Annotated in this window: 17 protein-coding genes and 1 pseudogene; 5 read left to right on the top strand and 13 right to left on the bottom strand. The window is 64.1% G+C overall.

The window, feature by feature from the left end; all coding sequences use genetic code 11:
- The 10 genes and pseudogenes from ACLQ62_RS08810 to ACLQ62_RS08765 all read right to left on the bottom strand — a co-directional run.
- Positions 1 to 182 (bottom strand): annotated as a pseudogene (locus tag ACLQ62_RS08810) (AAA family ATPase); the annotation flags it as partial.
- Positions 179 to 1945, bottom strand: a complete 1767-nt coding sequence (locus tag ACLQ62_RS08805) for a proline--tRNA ligase (RefSeq protein ID WP_411721269.1) — start codon at positions 1943 to 1945, stop codon at positions 179 to 181. The gene ACLQ62_RS08805 and the pseudogene ACLQ62_RS08810, both read right to left, overlap by 4 nt.
- A gap of 55 nt (positions 1946 to 2000) precedes the next feature.
- A complete protein-coding gene (locus tag ACLQ62_RS08800; RefSeq protein ID WP_411721268.1) occupies positions 2001 to 2774 on the bottom strand; it encodes a hypothetical protein in 774 nt (257 codons plus the stop codon).
- Positions 2764 to 3783 (bottom strand): VWA domain-containing protein, encoded by a 1020-nt coding sequence (locus tag ACLQ62_RS08795; protein ID WP_411721267.1) that lies wholly within the window; start codon positions 3781 to 3783, stop codon positions 2764 to 2766. The genes ACLQ62_RS08800 and ACLQ62_RS08795 overlap by 11 nt, the downstream gene beginning before the upstream one ends.
- On the bottom strand, positions 3780 to 4766 hold the full coding sequence (locus ACLQ62_RS08790; protein WP_411721270.1) for a VWA domain-containing protein: 987 nt from the start codon (positions 4764 to 4766) through the stop codon (positions 3780 to 3782). Before ACLQ62_RS08790 ends, ACLQ62_RS08795 begins: the two co-directional genes overlap by 4 nt.
- The gene (locus tag ACLQ62_RS08785) at positions 4766 to 5239 is read right to left on the bottom strand and encodes a hypothetical protein (RefSeq protein ID WP_411721266.1); all 474 of its coding nucleotides are present in this window, start codon (positions 5237 to 5239) and stop codon (positions 4766 to 4768) included. Before ACLQ62_RS08785 ends, ACLQ62_RS08790 begins: the two co-directional genes overlap by 1 nt.
- Complete coding sequence (locus ACLQ62_RS08780; protein WP_411721265.1) at positions 5226 to 6122, bottom strand: DUF58 domain-containing protein; 897 nt, start codon at positions 6120 to 6122, stop codon at positions 5226 to 5228. The genes ACLQ62_RS08785 and ACLQ62_RS08780 overlap by 14 nt, the downstream gene beginning before the upstream one ends.
- Positions 6123 to 6130: 8 nt before the next feature.
- Complete coding sequence (locus ACLQ62_RS08775; protein ID WP_411721264.1) at positions 6131 to 7141, bottom strand: AAA family ATPase; 1011 nt, start codon at positions 7139 to 7141, stop codon at positions 6131 to 6133.
- Between the two features lie 249 nt (positions 7142 to 7390).
- Positions 7391 to 7699: a hypothetical protein gene (locus ACLQ62_RS08770; RefSeq protein ID WP_411721263.1), complete on the bottom strand. Its 309-nt coding sequence runs from the start codon at positions 7697 to 7699 to the stop codon at positions 7391 to 7393.
- Between the two features lie 74 nt (positions 7700 to 7773).
- The gene (locus ACLQ62_RS08765; protein WP_411721262.1) at positions 7774 to 8067 is read right to left on the bottom strand and encodes a three-helix bundle dimerization domain-containing protein; all 294 of its coding nucleotides are present in this window, start codon (positions 8065 to 8067) and stop codon (positions 7774 to 7776) included.
- Positions 8068 to 8211: 144 nt separating this feature from the next.
- On the opposite strand from ACLQ62_RS08765, the gene ACLQ62_RS08760 reads away from it, so the two are divergent.
- Positions 8212 to 9483, top strand: a complete 1272-nt coding sequence (locus ACLQ62_RS08760; protein WP_411721261.1) for a glutamate--cysteine ligase — start codon at positions 8212 to 8214, stop codon at positions 9481 to 9483.
- Positions 9484 to 9722: 239 nt separating this feature from the next.
- The gene (locus ACLQ62_RS08755; protein WP_411721260.1) at positions 9723 to 10091 is read left to right on the top strand and encodes a hypothetical protein; all 369 of its coding nucleotides are present in this window, start codon (positions 9723 to 9725) and stop codon (positions 10089 to 10091) included.
- A gap of 124 nt (positions 10092 to 10215) precedes the next feature.
- Here ACLQ62_RS08755 and ACLQ62_RS08750 read toward each other — a convergent pair whose 3' ends face one another.
- From ACLQ62_RS08750 to ACLQ62_RS08740, 3 genes are all read right to left on the bottom strand, one after another.
- A complete protein-coding gene (locus tag ACLQ62_RS08750; protein WP_411721259.1) occupies positions 10216 to 10443 on the bottom strand; it encodes an RNA-binding S4 domain-containing protein in 228 nt (75 codons plus the stop codon).
- A 650-nt stretch (positions 10444 to 11093) separates the two neighbouring features.
- Entirely contained in the window at positions 11094 to 12494 is a 1401-nt protein-coding gene (locus tag ACLQ62_RS08745; RefSeq protein WP_411721258.1) for an APC family permease, read from the bottom strand.
- Between the two features lie 185 nt (positions 12495 to 12679).
- A complete protein-coding gene (locus ACLQ62_RS08740) occupies positions 12680 to 13081 on the bottom strand; it encodes a hypothetical protein (protein ID WP_411721257.1) in 402 nt (133 codons plus the stop codon).
- A 316-nt stretch (positions 13082 to 13397) separates the two neighbouring features.
- Between ACLQ62_RS08740 and ACLQ62_RS08735 the strand changes: the two genes are divergently transcribed.
- From ACLQ62_RS08735 to ACLQ62_RS08725, 3 genes are read left to right on the top strand one after another with little or no spacing between them, the layout of a single operon-like run.
- Complete coding sequence (locus ACLQ62_RS08735; RefSeq protein WP_411721256.1) at positions 13398 to 14090, top strand: DUF2306 domain-containing protein; 693 nt, start codon at positions 13398 to 13400, stop codon at positions 14088 to 14090.
- A 20-nt stretch (positions 14091 to 14110) separates the two neighbouring features.
- Positions 14111 to 15253: a sensor histidine kinase gene (locus ACLQ62_RS08730; RefSeq protein WP_411721255.1), complete on the top strand. Its 1143-nt coding sequence runs from the start codon at positions 14111 to 14113 to the stop codon at positions 15251 to 15253.
- Positions 15250 to 15933, top strand: a complete 684-nt coding sequence (locus ACLQ62_RS08725; protein ID WP_411721254.1) for a response regulator — start codon at positions 15250 to 15252, stop codon at positions 15931 to 15933. Before ACLQ62_RS08730 ends, ACLQ62_RS08725 begins: the two co-directional genes overlap by 4 nt.
- Positions 15934 to 16183 lie beyond the last annotated feature (250 nt).

The raw sequence follows: 16183 nt of genomic DNA, 5'->3' as shown, positions 1-16183 counted from the left end.
TCGAGCAGGATGTGCCCGCCCGTCATGAGCGCGATCAGCAGGCTGGAGCGGAGGCCGTCCTGGCCCACCACCGTGTGCTCGTACGAGGCGGAGATGGTCTTGAGGATCGACGAGGCGCGCGCCAGTTCGTCGGCGCTGATGCGCGTGTGCACGGGTTGGGCCGCTCCGGGCAACGAGATCACTTCGACAGCACCTCTACCAGCTCGGCGACCGTGTACGGCGTGCGTTCGTTGCTGCGGCGATCCCAGAGCTCGACATTGCCGTCGACCGCGCCGCGGCCCACGATAACGATGAGCGGAACACCGAGCAGCTCGGCGTCGCCGAACTTCACACCGGGCGAAACCTTGGGGCGGTCGTCGAACAGCACGTCTTTGCCGCTCTTCTCGAGCGCTCCGACGAGGGCCTCGGCCGTCTCCCAGACGATCGGCTCTTTGCCGGCGGCGACAACGTGCACGTCGAACGGGCTCACGTTGGTGGGCCAGATCAGGCCCTTGCCGTCGTTGTTGCTCTCGGCGATGACCGCCATGATGCGGGTGATGCCCACGCCGTACGAGCCCATGGTGACGGTGACGAGCTTGCCGTTCTCGTCGAGCACCTTGAGTCCGAGCGCCTCGGCATACTTGCGACCGAGCTGGAACACGTGCCCGATCTCCATGCCGCGGGCAAGTTCGACGGGGCCGGATCCGTCGGGGGCCGGGTCGCCTGCGCGGACATCCGCGACTTCGGCGATCCCGTCACCGGCGAAGTCGCGGCCGGCGACGAGTCCGAAGACGTGCCTGCCGTCGGCGTTGGCGCCGGTGATCCAGCTGGTGCCGTCGACGACACGGGGGTCAAGGAGGTAGCGGATGCCGGTGGTCGATTTCTCGCCGAGTATTGCTCCGCTCTCGCTCCACGGCCCGATGTAGCCTCTCACCAGGCCGGGGTGTTTGGCGAAGTCTGCTTCGGTCGCCGCTTCGATCTCAGCGGGAGCGAAGGCCACCTCGGCACGTTTGAGGTCAACGTCGCGGTCTCCGGGGAGGCCGACGATGACGAGCTCGCGGGTTCCGTCGAGTGCCCTCAGCGCCAGGACCACGTTCTTCAGGGTGTCGGCCGCAGTCCAGGCGACGCCGTCCTCGCGTGGGTGCTCCGCGTTGGCGAGGTCGACGAGCGTCTGGATGGTGGGAGTATCCGGGGTGTCGTGGACTTTCGGCTCCGGCTGCCTGTCGATCGGGAGAGCGGGCGGCGCCAGGGTGGTCCAGGCTTCGACGTTTGCCGCGTAACCTCCGGCGGAGCGCACGAAGGTGTCCTCGCCGACAGCGGTCGGGTGGAGGAATTCCTCGCTCTTCGAGCCACCCATCGCACCGGCGTCAGCTTCGACGATGACGTATTCGAGTCCGAGACGGGTGAAGATCCGCTCGTAGGCGTCGCGCTGTGCCTGGTAGCTGACCTCGAGCCCGGCATCGGTGTGGTCGAAGGAGTATGCGTCCTTCATTGTGAACTCCCGGCCGCGGAGCAGACCCGCACGAGGCCTGGCCTCATCGCGGTACTTGTCCTGGATCTGGTAGATCGACAGCGGCAGCTCTTTGTACGACGAGTACAGGTCTTTCACCAGGAGGGCGAAGGCCTCTTCATGGGTCGGAGCGAGAAGCATGTCGCTGCCTTTGCGGTCCTTCAGCCGGAACAGCCCGTCACCGTACTCGTCCCACCGGCCGGTTATTTCATAGGGTTCGCGTGGCAGCAGCGCCGGGAAATGCACTTCGTGCGCGCCGGCGTTCGTCATCTCCTCGTGAACGATGCGCTCGATCTTGCTCTTGACGCGGAGGCCGAGCGGCAGCCACGCGAAGATGCCGGGCGCCTGCCGCCGGATGTATCCGGCTCGGACGAGGAGCCGGTGACTGATCACCTCGGCGTCTGAGGGGTCTTCACGGAGGGTCTTCAGGAAAAAGTTGGTGAGGCGCGTAACCATTCGTCAATGCTATCGCCGAGGAGAGGCGTGCCCAGTCGCGGCCGTCATGTCTGGGTCACCACGGCTTCTCGACGTAGTTCCTGCTGCCGTCCTGCCCGCGTTGAGTGGAGTCCTGGTTCTGCTTCTCCTTCTCGGCTTCATCGCCTCGCTCTTTCAGCTCGTCGACCTTGCCCCCTCCCCCGTCGCTCTCTTCCTCTGGCTCGCCGGCATTCGTCTCCGGCTGCTCAGGCGCCTCCTGCTGCTCGCTCTGGCGTAGCTTCTCGGTGACCCGCTCGTCGGCCTGCTGGAGCCTCTCCGCGGTCTCGTTTTCGGGCTGTTCCGGCGAAGGCTGCTCTTCGGTCTGTTCTTCCTCCGGCGGTGGCTGTTCGAAGCAGCCTTCGTCTGCCCCGGCGTCGAGAACCGCCTTGGCGGTCTCGTAAAGCCTGATCGCGCCGGCGAAGTAGCCGGCCTCGAAGTAGGAGTCACCCTGCATCTCCCAGGCGAGCGCAAGATTCACCCGGACATCGCAGCGGCGTTCCTGCGGTGCCCTTTCCAACGCTTTCGCAAGGTCGTCGGTCGCATCCGAGTACGCCTGCCCGGCGGCGTGAGCGGTGCCCCGGTTGAAGTAGGGGATCCAGGTCTCGGCGACGTTGAGGAACATCAGCGAATCGGATGCTTCGACACTGCGTTCCACGTGCCCCTGGTCGTACGCGTCGATTCCCCGCTGCGCCAGAACCGGCATGCTGAACAGCTTCCAGGCGACGAACAGCGCCAGAAAGACAACCGGCAGGGAGAACAGGATCATCCTCCGCCTGGTCCGTTTCACGGGAGCCGTCGACTTAAGCAGCACGCCCTCCCCCTTCCAGACGGCGAAGGTCACGGAGCGCGACGGCGAGAGCGCCGACTTCAGTAAGCGCCAGCATCCCGAACCCGATCGCGAAAAGCCAGTAGAACTCGGGGGTGTCGACGACCGGTTCCCGTTCAGCACTGACCTTGCCGACGGTGATTCCCACGAGGGCCTGGTCGATGAGCTCAGCGGGGTCACGGTGCAGGTAGTCCACGCCGAGCTCTGTCGCTATCGACTGCAACGCCACCTCGTCGATGCGAGACACGGCGTCCTGCATTCCTCCGTCGCTGAACCAGGTGATGTACGGCCGATCGGCTTCACTGTCGTCGTACCCGTTGAACTGCCGCATGCGACCACCGGATGCGGTGCCGTAGCCGAGCACGGCACCCTCATCGACGAATGTGCCGACCGGCTCGAAGGAATCCGGCGCCCGGGCCACGGTCTGTTCGCCGTCGCCGAGGTAATACAGAACGCGAGTGCGGCCGGGGTATTGTTCAGCATCCCCAGCCAGGCGTTCAGCGAGATACGCGGCAGGCGCAGAGATGCTGCTGCCGGTCGAATAGATGGTTACTTCCTGATTCAGGGCGTTCGCACCGGACACGAGGGCAGAGGTGTCAGTGGTGAGGGGCAACCGTTGCACCGTTTCGGCGTCGAAGGTGATCAGTGAGAACCGGGCGCCGGCGAGCCTCGAAGCAATCTCGGCTATATCGGCGCGAACCCCGACGAGGCGCGGTTCACCGGCTGGGCCGTAATCCTCGGCCGCCATGCTGCTCGTGGTGTCGACCACGAAGTAGACGTCGACATCCCCTGACGCTGTCGGCGGCTGAAGGTTCGTCGGCACTCCGGGCCGGAGAGCGAGCCCGAACAGCAGGAGAACCATACCCAGCCGGATCAGCCAGTGCCAGGAGCCCGGCCGTTTCGGCGCCCGTGCGTATTGCACGATCGCGAACAGGGCCAGTGCGCCGAGCACGACGACGAGCATGCCTACCGGGAGGAGTGGCGAAAACGTCATCGCTTGAGCCTCCAGCCGAAATACATGATCAGAGCCGTGCCAAGAACGCTCATGAGGAACGGCCAGGTCGGCTCGTCCGTGCGCACGAGCACGGGTGCCCCGGTGAGCCGGGTGGTCTGCTGCTCCTCTATCCCGTCGACGATCGACGGGATAGCGGACGGATCGGCGAGCGCGAAGTATCCTCCGTCAGTGGCGAGAACGACCTGTTCCATCTCACGGGCGAACTCGGCGATGTAGTCCTTACTCGTGACATCTCCGGGGTTGATGCCATAGACCCGCACGTTCCGCTCGGTTGCGAAAACCCCCGCCTCGGGCAGGGTAAGGATCTGTTTTCCTGCGACGTAGTTGTCTGTGGCCAGGACGATCGAGCGAGACCGTTCCTTCTCGGCCTCATCGAAGCGCATGACGCAGGAGCCGAGTCCGTCACCGATGAGGGACGAGCCCTCGCCGAGGAGGGTTCCGTTGATGAATGAGTAGTCGGAGAGCGGCGAAGACAGGTCGTTCTCCAGGGAGGCGAGCTGCTCACGAACGAAGCGGTAATCGGTGGTCAGGGGGAAGTAGGTGACCGCCGACGCGTTGAACAGCACGAGCCCGATTCGTTCACCGTCGAATTCGTCGACCAGTTCACGGAATGTGCGCACGATCGCTGCGTCGTAATCGATCATCGAACCGGAGACGTCCAGACACAACACGATGTCACGGTTGCGCATCTCAGGCTGGTAGCTGCTGATGCTGACCAGGCGGGAACTCATCAGTACAGCAGCGAGCAGCACGAGCGAAACCACGACGGCGGCGCCGTACAGGGCCGCGCGGTACCTGGCCAGTGCCGCGCGATAAGCGGGCAATTCGGTGAGCCGGTCGGAATGGGCCACCGGGACCGCATCGGCGAGGGTTCGGGCTCGTCGCCTGGCGCGCAACCACAGCGCCAGGGCCACGACTCCGGCGGTGATGGCGAGCCACAGGAGGGGCATCCACCAGTACATCAACTCCACGTGCCCACCACCTCGCGCGCCACATCGGCTGAGTACGGCACGTCACCCTGATCGACGGCGGCGAACTCGGCTGGGTAGTACTGTTCGACGGCATCGGCGACCGATCGAAGGTTGGCCTGGTTGAGGTCTTCGAGCGTCATGACTTGCGCCTTGCGGCCGCTCGATTCGAAGACGAAGAACCTGACGAGCGTGCCGAGCTTCTGGTGGGCTGCCCGCGTGCTCAGTTCCTCGGCGCGCCAGGCCTCCTCGACCTCCTCGATCAGGCCGTAATATTTGCTCTTCAATCGGGCGGCTTCGAGGAACGGGTCGGCGGCCGGTGGAGGCCCAGGCATCCGGTGTCTCTTGTGAGACCACCACCAGACGAAGGCGTACCACGCCGCGACCAGAATCAGGAGGATCGCGCCGAGGATCGCCCAGATCGGCGCATACATCGTTGGCGGGTAGAAGCCGTCACCGCCGGGCATGGTTGTGCACCTCCAGCAGACGGAAGAGCCCGGGCACGACGTCGTCGTCGCTTGACATCCGGCGGCTGGAAATCCCGATCCGATCGAGCAGCTCGGCGGATGCCGCGGTGCGGGTAGCGACAGCGGTGGCGAATTCGTTCCGAAGCGCGCTGTCCCTGCGCAGGAACGGGGGAAGCTCCCGCCCGTCGGCGACGTCGATCATGTCGCGGTCGGCGTAGTCCTCGAGGGTGGGGTCGGCGTCGCCGATGGTGATCCAGAGAATCTCATGCTGGGCGTACAGCCGTCGAACGAGTTGCAGTTCCTCATCCCGATCGGCCGCGATGGCTCCGTCGTCTGCCAGCACGATGACGAGCATCCGACGCCGGAACGTGCGCCGGACGTAATCGAGCTGCGCGGCCAGGGAACTGGGCCCAGCGCTCAGGCTCGTGCGCTTGTGAATCACCCGAAGCAGCCGTTCGAGGTGCGACTCCGTTCCGCGGAGCGGAACGTACTCAGTGCTGTCTGCATCGCCCGCGACGAGTCCGACGTGGTCGCCGTGGCGTACGGCGAGGTAGCCGATGACCCCGGCAGCCAGGATCGCGACGTCACGCTTAAGCGTCCCTCCCTCGGCGAGAGCGGCGAAATCCCTGCCGGTGTCGACGACGAGGAGGACAGCGTGTTTCTTGGTGGCGATGTATCTCTTCGTCAGCGGAGACCCCACACGGGCTGTTGCTTTCCAGTCGATGTCCTTGACGTCATCGCCGGGTATGTAAGCGCGCAGGTCATCGAAGTCGAGGCTCTTGCCGTGGAAGAGTGACACGTATTCGCCATCGAGCAGTCCGCGCACCTTGCGGTGGGCGCGGATCGCCAGTCGTGTTCTCACCCGGTGGAGCAGCTCGTCCACAATGCGTCCTACGGGACGGAGATCGCCGCGAAGATCGCGTCGATGATCGTCTCAGGTTCGACGTTGTCTGCTGCGGCCTCGAAGCCCAGAATCAGCCGGTGTCGAAGCACCTGGTGACGGAAGAACTTGACATCCTCCGGGATGACATGGTCTCGACCGTTGAGCAGCGCGAGGGCACGGGCGACTGCACTGAAGGCGATGGACGCGCGGGGACTCGCACCGTACTGGATGTAGCCGGCAAGATCCGGGGAAAGGTACTGGGCCGCGTTCCGGGAGACGAAGACGGCCTGGACGATGTAGTTCAGGATCGACGGATCCAGATAGACCCGCCGGACGAGCGACTGGAGGAACAGCACATCATCGATCGACGCGGAGGCGAGCGCAGGCGCCGCGTCGTCGTAGATCCCCGAGTTGACCCGGCGCACGATCTCCGCTTCTTCGGTGAGGCTCGGATAGTCCAGGTTCTCCTTGATCAGGAACCTGTCGAGTTGTGCCTCAGGCAGGTGGTAGGTGCCTTCCTGCTCGATCGGGTTCTGCGTCGCCAGAAAGAGGAACGGCTGCGGGAGGGGATAGTTCACCCCGCCGATCGAGGTTTGGCGCTCCTGCATCGCTTCGAGCATGGCCGACTGCGTCTTGGCGCTGGAGCGGTTGATCTCGTCGAGCAGCACGAAGTTCGCGTGGACGGGGCCGAGCTGAGTGTCGAAGCGTCCCGTTGCCGGGTCGTAGATCTGCGTACCGATGATGTCGGATGGCAACAGGTCCGGGGTGCACTGGATTCGTTTGAATCGCGCCTGGACGGCTTCGGCGATCGACTCGGCTGCTGTCGTCTTGGCGAGGCCGGGCACGCTCTCCAGCAACACGTGCCCACCGGTCATCAGCGCGACCAGGAGGCTGGTTCGAAGGCTGGACTGCCCGACGACCTTCGCTCCGTAGGCCCGAACGATCGTTGTGAGGATGTCGTGTGCACGCGCTAGCTCACCCGGCTGGACCGGGGTGCTCGGTTCTGCTGTCAGGGTCACGGCGGGCTTCTCTCCAGAAGTCGCGCGGGGAGCACCGTTGCCGCCCACGATCCGGTCAGTCTAATCGACACGATCGCGTGCTCGGCTGGGAATTCGCGGCGGGCTCGCGGCGCAAACATTCGACGCGTGAACCGTCGGCACCCGCATCCGCATCGGATTCAGTACTCGCAAAAGCACCTCTCCCGGCAGCCTGCGAGCCGTTTGCGCACATCGAACCGACGCGCCGGCTGATGGGGCCCTGCGCGGAACTCACCCGAGAACGCGGCCGGCCACGGCATCCACGGCAAGCTTCGAGCGCAGCGCTATCGCGGCGTCGAACCCTCGCCGTACGTCCTCGAAACGGATGCTTCTGCTCTCCACCCGGAGGCCCTCGGCGTATGCACCAAGTGCGTCGTCCAGTACGGCCGAGACGACGGCCATGGATGCCTCGCCGCGCTCGAGGTTGGCTGAGGACCAGGCGCTCGATGAGTGCGAGGCGTTCGCCGAGGCGTGCGACGACGTCAGGATGCGCTCTGCGGACCGTCGCGAGACCCCGGGCGACCGCTCCGGTTTGGCCATGTCGCTCGATCCAGTCCATGAAGTACCAGGGCTCGCCGAGGCTCGCGTCAGAGCGGTTCGCCTCAAGCGTCGTTCTAGCTTCCAGCCGGGGATGTTGGTCGCCCGCGCACAGGGAAGTGTGAGTCGTCAACCTTGCCTGTACTCACTGGCGCGCTCACTATTCGCGCTGTGCCAGCGTCCTTGAGACGCTCTTTAGCTGCTCGTTCGGTGAGTATGAGCAGGTAGTCGCGAACAGGACGATCCGCGAGCGCTGTGAATTCTTCTCGAACCGCTGCTTCGACCTCCGTTGGTGGCCGATCCGCGAACTTCTTCTTCAGTTCGCCGATGACCTGACGGATGACCTCTTCGTCGTCGAGTTCTGTCGTCATCCATCAAGTTTCAAAGCGCCCAATACGTCGGTCAATGAAACAATTGGTGAACACCTGTGTTGAGACAGGTCAGGGCTCTCTCGCAGCGATTTCTTCGACAGGCGAGCATTTGCCACAGCCGGGACAGGGACTCCCCCGAGTTCTATGACGGATCAGGCCGGCAACTTTGATCTGTGCGGCGTCATCGAGGCCACCAGCGGGCTCACCGAAGGAGTTCGGGCAACCCGCGAGGGTTCCGGGGTGGCGCCGGCTGTCGCGTTCGTCGGCGACACTTATCACGTGCGTACTTTTGGTGTCGAGGAAGAATTCCTGATCGTAGATCCCTACACGGGCAGCCCCCTGCCTTTGGCCGCAGACCTGCTGCGTCTCCAGGGCCCGTTCGGTCAGGCTGTGATCGGTTCTGCCCAGCCGATGCTGGCCGTCGAGCTGCACCAGGAACAGCTCGAAGTCATCACGCACCCGCACAGCAGCTTGAGCGAACTCGCCGCCGAGATACGGGCAGGCCGCGCCTTTGCCGACTCGCTCGCCCGAAAGGCGGGTGCGAGGATCGCTGCCCTCGCCACCTCCCCGCTGGCGGTCACACCCCATCCCACGAACAACGACCGTTATGACGCGCTGCTGGAAAAGTATGCTCTGACGGCCCGCGAGCAGCTGACCTGCGGATGCCATGTCCACGTTTCCGTCGAATCGGATGAGGAAGGCGTCGCCGTCCTGGATCGCATCAGGTCCTGGCTGCCGCCGCTCATAGCGTTGAGCTCGAATTCCCCGTTCTGGAACGGCACTGACAGCGGCTATGCCAGCTTCCGCACGCAGGCCTGGAACCGGTGGTCCACCGCCGGGCCGACGGAAGTCTTCGGATCGGCACAGGCCTACCACGCACTGGTGGCGGACCTGTCGGGCACGGGCGTGGTCATCAACCCGGATTTTGATGCGCGACTCTCCGCACGCCACCCCACCGTCGAAATCCGGGTATCCGATGTTTGCCTTGATCCCCGCGACACTGTCCTGATCGCCGCTCTGGTGCGGGCACTGGTGGAGACCGCTGCCCGAGAATGGAAGGCCGGACAGGCACCGGACATGGTTCCGGCGACAATCCTGCGCCAGGGGGTCTGGCGAGCCAGCCGCTGGGGTATCCACGGCGAGCTGCTCCACCCGATAACCCACAAACCGGACACCGCAAGACATGTCATCTCAGCACTCCATGACCACGTCCTGGACGCCCTGGAAGACGCCGGAGACGCAGCCTACGTCGAGGAGTCCCTGCAAAGGATCCTCAGCAACGGAACGGGGGCCAGCCAGCAGAGGCACGCTTACGACCGCAACGGCCGACTGGCTGACGTTGTCGCCCACGCCATCAGCCTCACCCACGAAGAACCCGCCAACTCAAGCCGCGATCTCATCGCTACCCCTGGCTAACAGTCATCACGTACTCTTCACGGAAACAGCCTGTGAACACGATCTCGGAAGTCCGTGCACACGTCTTCGGAGAATGACAGAATCCGAGATTGCTGTCCGGACATTCCACGAAGTTACGTCCGCCCGCTTCTCGTTAGAAAGGCATCGGGAGGTTGCGCCGTCTCCGGGTATGGTGCAAGCCGGTAGAGGGAGCACTTCGGGTCTTGACCGGCGAAAGCGATCAGACGAACTTGCGTGTCATGACTGAATTACTGATTGGCTACGCACGCGTATCCACAAATGAACAGGATCGACTGGCCCGTTCCCTCCGCGATGCGAAGGACATCATCGATGAGCTCACTGCCAAAGATGTCAAGCTGAGCATCGGCGGGTCCGTTAACGACCCAAACGACCCCGTCGGGCGCATTCGAGGGAAGCAGCCCAAACTCTCGAATACGCAGCAGAAGCATCTCATGGAAGTGCACAATGCCGGCACCCAGTCGACTGCGGAAATCGCCGAACTTTCAATGTTGCCCGATCCACGGTCTATCGAACGATCGAACGACAGCTTCGGGAGGAACACTGAGGTCTCACGCCATCCAGCTGATGGGGCCGTGGAAGAGCAATGACCGTGTCAGATAGGAACGTTTAGCGGGAACGCTCAGCAGGACAGTCCCGTCGCCCAAGCGATCCTCGACCGCGAATCACCGGTTCTGCGCTTGGTGGTCCCTGTCTCTGTCCGCGCCGGTACCCTCATGGGCAGACGCGAACCCTGCGTCCATCGAAGCTGACGATGTCGCCGAGCTGCAGCTGCCTTCCGCGGCGGCGATCAACCTCGCCGTTCACGGCCACAAGGCCGTCGATGATGGCCTCTTTCACGTTTCCGCCGGAGTCGAGGAGTCCAGCGAATTTCAGGAACTGCCCGAGGCGAATGACCTCACCACCGATCGCGACGTCGTCGATTGGAGCTGGATTCGTCATCCCCGAATGTTAGTCGATCGGATGCCGGCCCTAACCGATACCCGGCTGAACCGAGCAGCCGCGCGACCGCAGCCGCGTCGTCCTTAGATGCGAACTTCATCGACACCATTTGATCCGAACCCCAGGCCGAACCGCAGGGGAAATCGGCTTTGCATGTCGTCGCTGTCACGTCTCCGTCCCGGCTAGAAGCGCGATTCCAGACTCCTGGTCTTCCTCGCCGACGAATTACTCAGACTGAAGGTCACTCGTGAGTCGCGCAAAAAGAGCCAGCTGGCGACTGCTACCAGGCACAGAACGGCCTCTCTGTCACAGCACGCGTGGTTGGTGCCGGTATCGCATTTATCGCTGCGATCGTGACCATCGTCGACTTCTTTCAGCCTTGGCGCACTTGTCCGTACGACGATTCCTCCGCAGCCTGCGCAATGCTTCCGGCAGACACAGCCGTGATGACGACAGCGATGCTCGGAGTGCTGGTGGGGCTAGTCATGTTGGGCGTCGGACTTCTCACCAACGGAGTCGACGCCGCTCGTTAGAGAAGGGGTTCGACACACCTCGGATTTGAACCCTCAGCGTGAGCCGACTAACGCGGCCGCAGAACACCGAGCTGCCACGTCCGCTCAGAACGCCGAGCCCCAGATCTCTTCGAGACATCACTCGTTACGGCGTCGCGCGGCCGTGTACAGGCGCTCGGCTACCCACAACACGATGCCAATCGCCAGGAGCACGATCGCGATCCAGTACTGCCCGACCGGCCGACCGGAAGTGAACGGGAAGACCAGATATAGGCACGTGATCGCACCTACGACCGGTAGGAAGACGGGTGTGCGGAAGTGCTTGTGTTCGACGGGTTGTCGGCGCAACACCAATACGGTCACGTTGACGACCGCGAATACGCTGAGCAGCAGCAGCGACGTCGTTCCGCCTAACAGGGCGACGATCGAGCCCTCGGCGTCGAGGGAGACGTAAATGATGAGTCCTGCTGCCAGCGCGCTCGTGAAGAGGATCGCAGCCCAGGGCGTGCGGCGCTTGAGGGCGACTTTCGCGAGGAAAGGTGGCAGAACCTGCTGCCTGCTCATGCCGTAGAGCAGACGGCTCGCCATCATCATGTTGATCAGCGCGGTGTTCGCGACCGCGAACATGGAGATGAATGGCAGCAAGTCGTTGATCGGGAAGCCGGGGGCCGCGGCCTCCACGGCGGTCACCAACGGCGTCTCGCTGCCGACGAGGTCTCCGATGGGGACGAGGGCGACCACGGTGATCGAGACCAGCACGTAGATCACCGCGGCAATTCCCAGTCCACTCAGCATAATTTTCGGGAAGATACGGCTCGGATCTTTCGTTTCCTCCGCCATGTTGACCGAGTCCTCGAAGCCGACCATCGCAAAGAAGGCTAAGGACGTGGCGGTGCTGACTGCGAGCAGCACGTTCTTGTCTTCGGGTGTGTCGAAGGCCACGACCCGGGCCCAATCCGCGTTGCCGCCGGCGATCGCCCACATGCCAATGAAGATGACGAGGAGCAGACCCGACAGCTCCACCAGGGTCAGGAGAACATTGAGCCACACACTCTCGGCCACGCCGCGAAGATTGACGAGCATGATGAGCCCGATGAATGCGAGTGCGATGAGCATTGTCGTCAGCGTCTCATCGGGAATGCGGAAGGCAACGGCGAGGTTCGCCGCGAACGCACGCGACGCAGTTGATGCAGAGGTGATGCCGGAAGACATCACGATGAAGCACACGATGAACGTGACGAAGTGGATACCGAAGGCCTTGTGCGTGTACAGCGCCGCGCCAGCTGCCTGCGGGTACTTCGTCACCAGCTCCAGGTATGAGAACGCAGTCACTGTCGCCACCGCGAACGCGAGGAGGAAAGGCAACCAAGCGGCACCTCCAACCTCAGCGGCGACCTGGCCTGTAAGCGCGTAGATCCCCGTGCCAAGGATGTCCCCGACGATGAACAGGAGCAGCAGCCCTGGCCCGAGCACCCGCTTAAGCTCGGGCTGATTCGGTTCGACGGTTCTGACGACTTGCGTCCAGGACGGATCACTCATCTTGTTACCCTTTCCTGAGCCCAGCCGATCACATCTGCCTCGCCACCTCAACCCTCTGGCTCGACGGGCACGTCACCGGCGGTCACTTCGGTGGCCGACGCCGCAAATGGCAGACGCCCGCATAAGTTCAAACGACTCCGCCGCCACCCTCAAACGCCCCGGCAATCATCACTGGAATGTGCCGTTCACTCCCCATCCGCTGTTTCATCTCTCACGCTTCGAACCCATCGCTCGCCGCGTGTCGTGACGTAGCGCTTCCATACGTAGTCCCACGGGGTCACAGCAAGGATGGCGACGACGAAGAGGACGCTGAAGAGCATCTCCTCGGTTGCCGCATCCATGTCATTGGCGATCAGATGGGGCAGTGCCACGATCGCGAGCCACAGAACCTTCCAGATCGTCTCGAACAGCAGGATCGGCAGCATCCCGACGGGATAGCGGAGGCCAAGGAACGCCAGCAGAGACATGGCAGTCAGAATGCAGACGACCACACCCTCGAACACGGGCATCGACGACGCCTGGAGCAGCAGCGGCCATTTGACGATCATCAGGCCCACCACCATGAGGAGGTAGCCGCCGCGCATCATGTTCAGGCGAAAGGTGGGCAGTTGATCTGGCCCGGTGTTCCGATCTCGGGGCGCGATTGCCGACCGAGTCAGGGGGGCCGGATGTGGTGCTGAAGTGGGGTGTGGCATTGTCTCGTACCTTTCAATTTTAGTGCGGTTTCGAACCTGCGAATGCGGTGTCGAAGCCTTTGGAGGTGTTGTGGTCTGACTCCATATTCCCCACCGCGGTGAGGCCTGGCATCAGCAGAAAGGCCCGAATCACCTCGACCGAAAGTACAGTCCGGCCCTCGGCCGTCCTGCCGATGTCTCCCCCCGACTCCCAGGCGAGTATCGAGCAATGACAACTGAAACGCCCATCAGCCGCGCTCCAGTCGACCGGCCAACCAGACGCCGCAGAGCCCCGTGGCTGGCGCCCACCGGCCTGATACTTCTCAGCCTCCTGCCGGTGATCGCCGGCATGTTCCGGGTCACCGAGCTGACCAGCGGCGGCGTCATCACCACAGACAACGCCCGATTCTTCGCCTCGCCGATTCCGGTGATCGCCCACATCGTCAGTGCCACGGTGTACTGCCTGCTCGGTGCGTTTCAGTTCCTGCCGTCGCTTCGCGACCGGCGCGGCTGGCATCGCATCGCCGGTGGCATCCTGATTCCCGCCGGCCTGATCGCTGCCCTGTCCGGCTTGTGGATGGCGGCCTTCTACTCGTTCCCGGACGGCGACAGCGCACTGCTCATGGTCGTCCGACTGGCCTTTGGCGCGGCCATGGTGGCCAGCATCGTCCTCGGAGTCCTCGCCATCAAGCGCCGGGAGTTCAGCGCTCACGGCGCCTGGATGACCCGTGCCTACGCGCTCGGCATCGCGGCGGGAACCCAAGCCGTCATGTTCGCGTTCTGGATCCTCGGCGTTGGACCGGTCGACAGCCTGACCGACGCGCTGCTCACGGGCGCAGCCTGGGTTATCAACGCCGGCGTCGCCGAGTTCGTGATCCTCCGGCGCGCTCAACTGGCCCGCGCATTCTCAGGCCCACGGTGACGCGCTCGTATTATGAGTGGGTGACCGGTCTCCTGCGCTCCGCGTGGAATGCGCCAGGCGCAGTTCTTCCGCCGCCGCGGCGGGTGTGGCGGGACTGGGTGCTGGTGTCGTTGGTCGTGCTCATCGCGCTCCTAGAGGCCATTCTCCGCACCGACCTCTCCCAACCACTTCTGGCCGCGGTCATCGTGATTGCCTCGGCCCCCACGCTACTGTGGCGGCGGACCCGGCCACTGCTCATGCTCGCGATTGCGTACAGCGCTATGGCAGTAGCGGCCCTGTTGATGGACAACTCGATCCTCTACACGAGTGTGTACGTCATCCTGCTGGCGTACGCACTGTTCCGGTGGGGCAAAGGCCGTGACCTGCTGCTAGGGTCCGGCATCCTTCTCGCCAACCTCGTGGTTTACGGCCTGGGCGGCGCCCTCTTCGTCGACATCGTCGGAGAGGCCGGGTTGACCGTCATCATGGTCACCCTCGGAGTTGCCCTCCGCTACCGGGCACGGGCGAGGGTGCGGGAGATCGACCGCGCCAAGCTGCTGGAACGAGAGATGCTCGCCCGGGATTTGCACGACACGGTCGCCCACCACGTCTCCGCGATCGCCATCCGCGCCCAGGCTGGGCTGGCGACTGCCGCCCTGAAGCCGGAAGCGGCGACGGATGCCCTCCGCGTGATCGAGGCGGAAGCGTCCAAGACCCTTGCTGAGATGCGCTCGATGGTGCGCGTTCTGCGTCAGGGCGACGCGCCTGAACTGGCGCCTGGCCGGACTCTCGCCGACATCGAGCAGCTCGCCAGCACTGCGCTATTGGCTGGCACTGAGGCGGCCGGTCCGCGCGTTGATGTTCGAATAACTGGTGACACGGAGAGCATCCCGCCGATCGTGGCCGCGGCCCTCTTCCGGCTGGCGCAGGAGTCGGTGACGAACGCGCGCCGCCATGCCCGGGGCGCCTCCATCATCGACGTGGTCCTCGAGATCGACGAGAGTGGAGTGCGGCTGACGGTAACCAACGACGGTGAGGCGGTACCGGCCGCGACGCCGGGCTACGGCATCACCGGAATGATGGAACGTACCTCACTGCTCGGCGGCACCTGCCAATCCGGCCGAGCGCCCGGCGGCGGGTGGGTCGTGACCATAGTGCTCCCTCGTGTTGGATGGACCACATGACGATTCGCGTGCTCATCGCTGACGACCAGGAGTTGGTGCGCACTGGCCTCGGCATGATCCTCGATGCGCAGCCCGACATCGAAGTGGTGGGGCAGGCGTCCGACGGCATCGAGGCGGTGGCGCTCGCTCGCAGCCTGGGCCCGGATGTCTGCCTGTTCGACATCCGGATGCCCGGTCAGGACGGCATCGAGGCCACCCGTGCCATCGCCGGACCGGGCGTGGAGAACCCGATGGCGGTTGTCATCATCACGACGTTCGACCTCGACGAGTACGTCTATGCGGCACTGCGGGCTGGGGCTAAGGGCTTCCTGCTGAAGGATGCCGGTGCGGATTTGCTCGGGCAGGCGGTGCGTGCCGCCGCCAGCGGTGATGCGCTGATCGCCCCCAATGTGACGGTGCGATTGCTCGAAGCGTTCGCGGATGCGGCGCCGGCGACTGTCCCCGCCCAACCGGTCGAGCCGCTCACCGAGCGGGAGGAGCAGGTGCTGGCGGCCGTTGCCCGTGGATTGAGCAACAGCGAGATGGCGAGCGAGCTGTACATCACCCTGAGCACCGTGAAGACGCACGTCGCCAGCCTGATGACGAAGCTCGGTGCCCGCAACCGAGTCGAGATCGCGATCTGGGCGCACCAGACGAAGCGGATCCCGCGTCGGCCAGGAGCCACGCCGACAGGGCGTTAGCGGCGAGCGCTGCGGAGCTTTCCATAGGCATCAGCTGAGGCACGACGAGGTCGACGGCCACAGGCACCACCACGATCGACAATACGAACGCTCTGCGGGGCAGCTGCTACGTGCCGGCAGGGGTCCTTGAGCGTGATGGGTTCCCCGGCAAATCAGGTGGTGCCCGTTCTGCTCGCCTGTGTCGCCTCCTAAACTATGGCAAGTGAGCGAAGCGCTGGACGAGGGGCCGTATGCATCCTTGCGGCCGCGG

The sequence above is a fragment of the Mycetocola sp. genome (assembly GCF_046716805.1).
GTDB lineage: Bacteria > Actinomycetota > Actinomycetes > Actinomycetales > Microbacteriaceae > Mycetocola_A.
The sequence above is the reverse complement of the archived record's forward strand: the minus strand, read 5'-3'. Positions and strand labels throughout refer to the sequence as shown.

Bases quoted from the DNA above. Each gene is read 5' to 3' on its own strand.
- ACLQ62_RS08805 (WP_411721269.1), bottom strand. From the start codon at position 1,945: ATGGTTACGCGCCTCACCAACTTTTTCCTGAAGACCCTCCGTGAAGAC.
- ACLQ62_RS08795 (WP_411721267.1), bottom strand. From the start codon at position 3,783: ATGACGTTTTCGCCACTCCTCCCGGTAGGCATGCTCGTCGTCGTGCTC.
- ACLQ62_RS08790 (WP_411721270.1), bottom strand. From the start codon at position 4,766: ATGTACTGGTGGATGCCCCTCCTGTGGCTCGCCATCACCGCCGGAGTC.
- ACLQ62_RS08785 (WP_411721266.1), bottom strand. From the start codon at position 5,239: ATGCCCGGCGGTGACGGCTTCTACCCGCCAACGATGTATGCGCCGATC.
- ACLQ62_RS08770 (WP_411721263.1), bottom strand. From the start codon at position 7,699: ATGGCCAAACCGGAGCGGTCGCCCGGGGTCTCGCGACGGTCCGCAGAG.
- ACLQ62_RS08765 (WP_411721262.1), bottom strand. From the start codon at position 8,067: ATGACGACAGAACTCGACGACGAAGAGGTCATCCGTCAGGTCATCGGC.
- ACLQ62_RS08760 (WP_411721261.1), top strand. From the start codon at position 8,212: ATGACGGATCAGGCCGGCAACTTTGATCTGTGCGGCGTCATCGAGGCC.
- ACLQ62_RS08755 (WP_411721260.1), top strand. From the start codon at position 9,723: ATGACTGAATTACTGATTGGCTACGCACGCGTATCCACAAATGAACAG.
- ACLQ62_RS08750 (WP_411721259.1), bottom strand. From the start codon at position 10,443: ATGACGAATCCAGCTCCAATCGACGACGTCGCGATCGGTGGTGAGGTC.
- ACLQ62_RS08745 (WP_411721258.1), bottom strand. From the start codon at position 12,494: ATGAGTGATCCGTCCTGGACGCAAGTCGTCAGAACCGTCGAACCGAAT.
- ACLQ62_RS08740 (WP_411721257.1), bottom strand. From the start codon at position 13,081: ATGATGCGCGGCGGCTACCTCCTCATGGTGGTGGGCCTGATGATCGTC.
- ACLQ62_RS08735 (WP_411721256.1), top strand. From the start codon at position 13,398: ATGACAACTGAAACGCCCATCAGCCGCGCTCCAGTCGACCGGCCAACC.
- ACLQ62_RS08725 (WP_411721254.1), top strand. From the start codon at position 15,250: ATGACGATTCGCGTGCTCATCGCTGACGACCAGGAGTTGGTGCGCACT.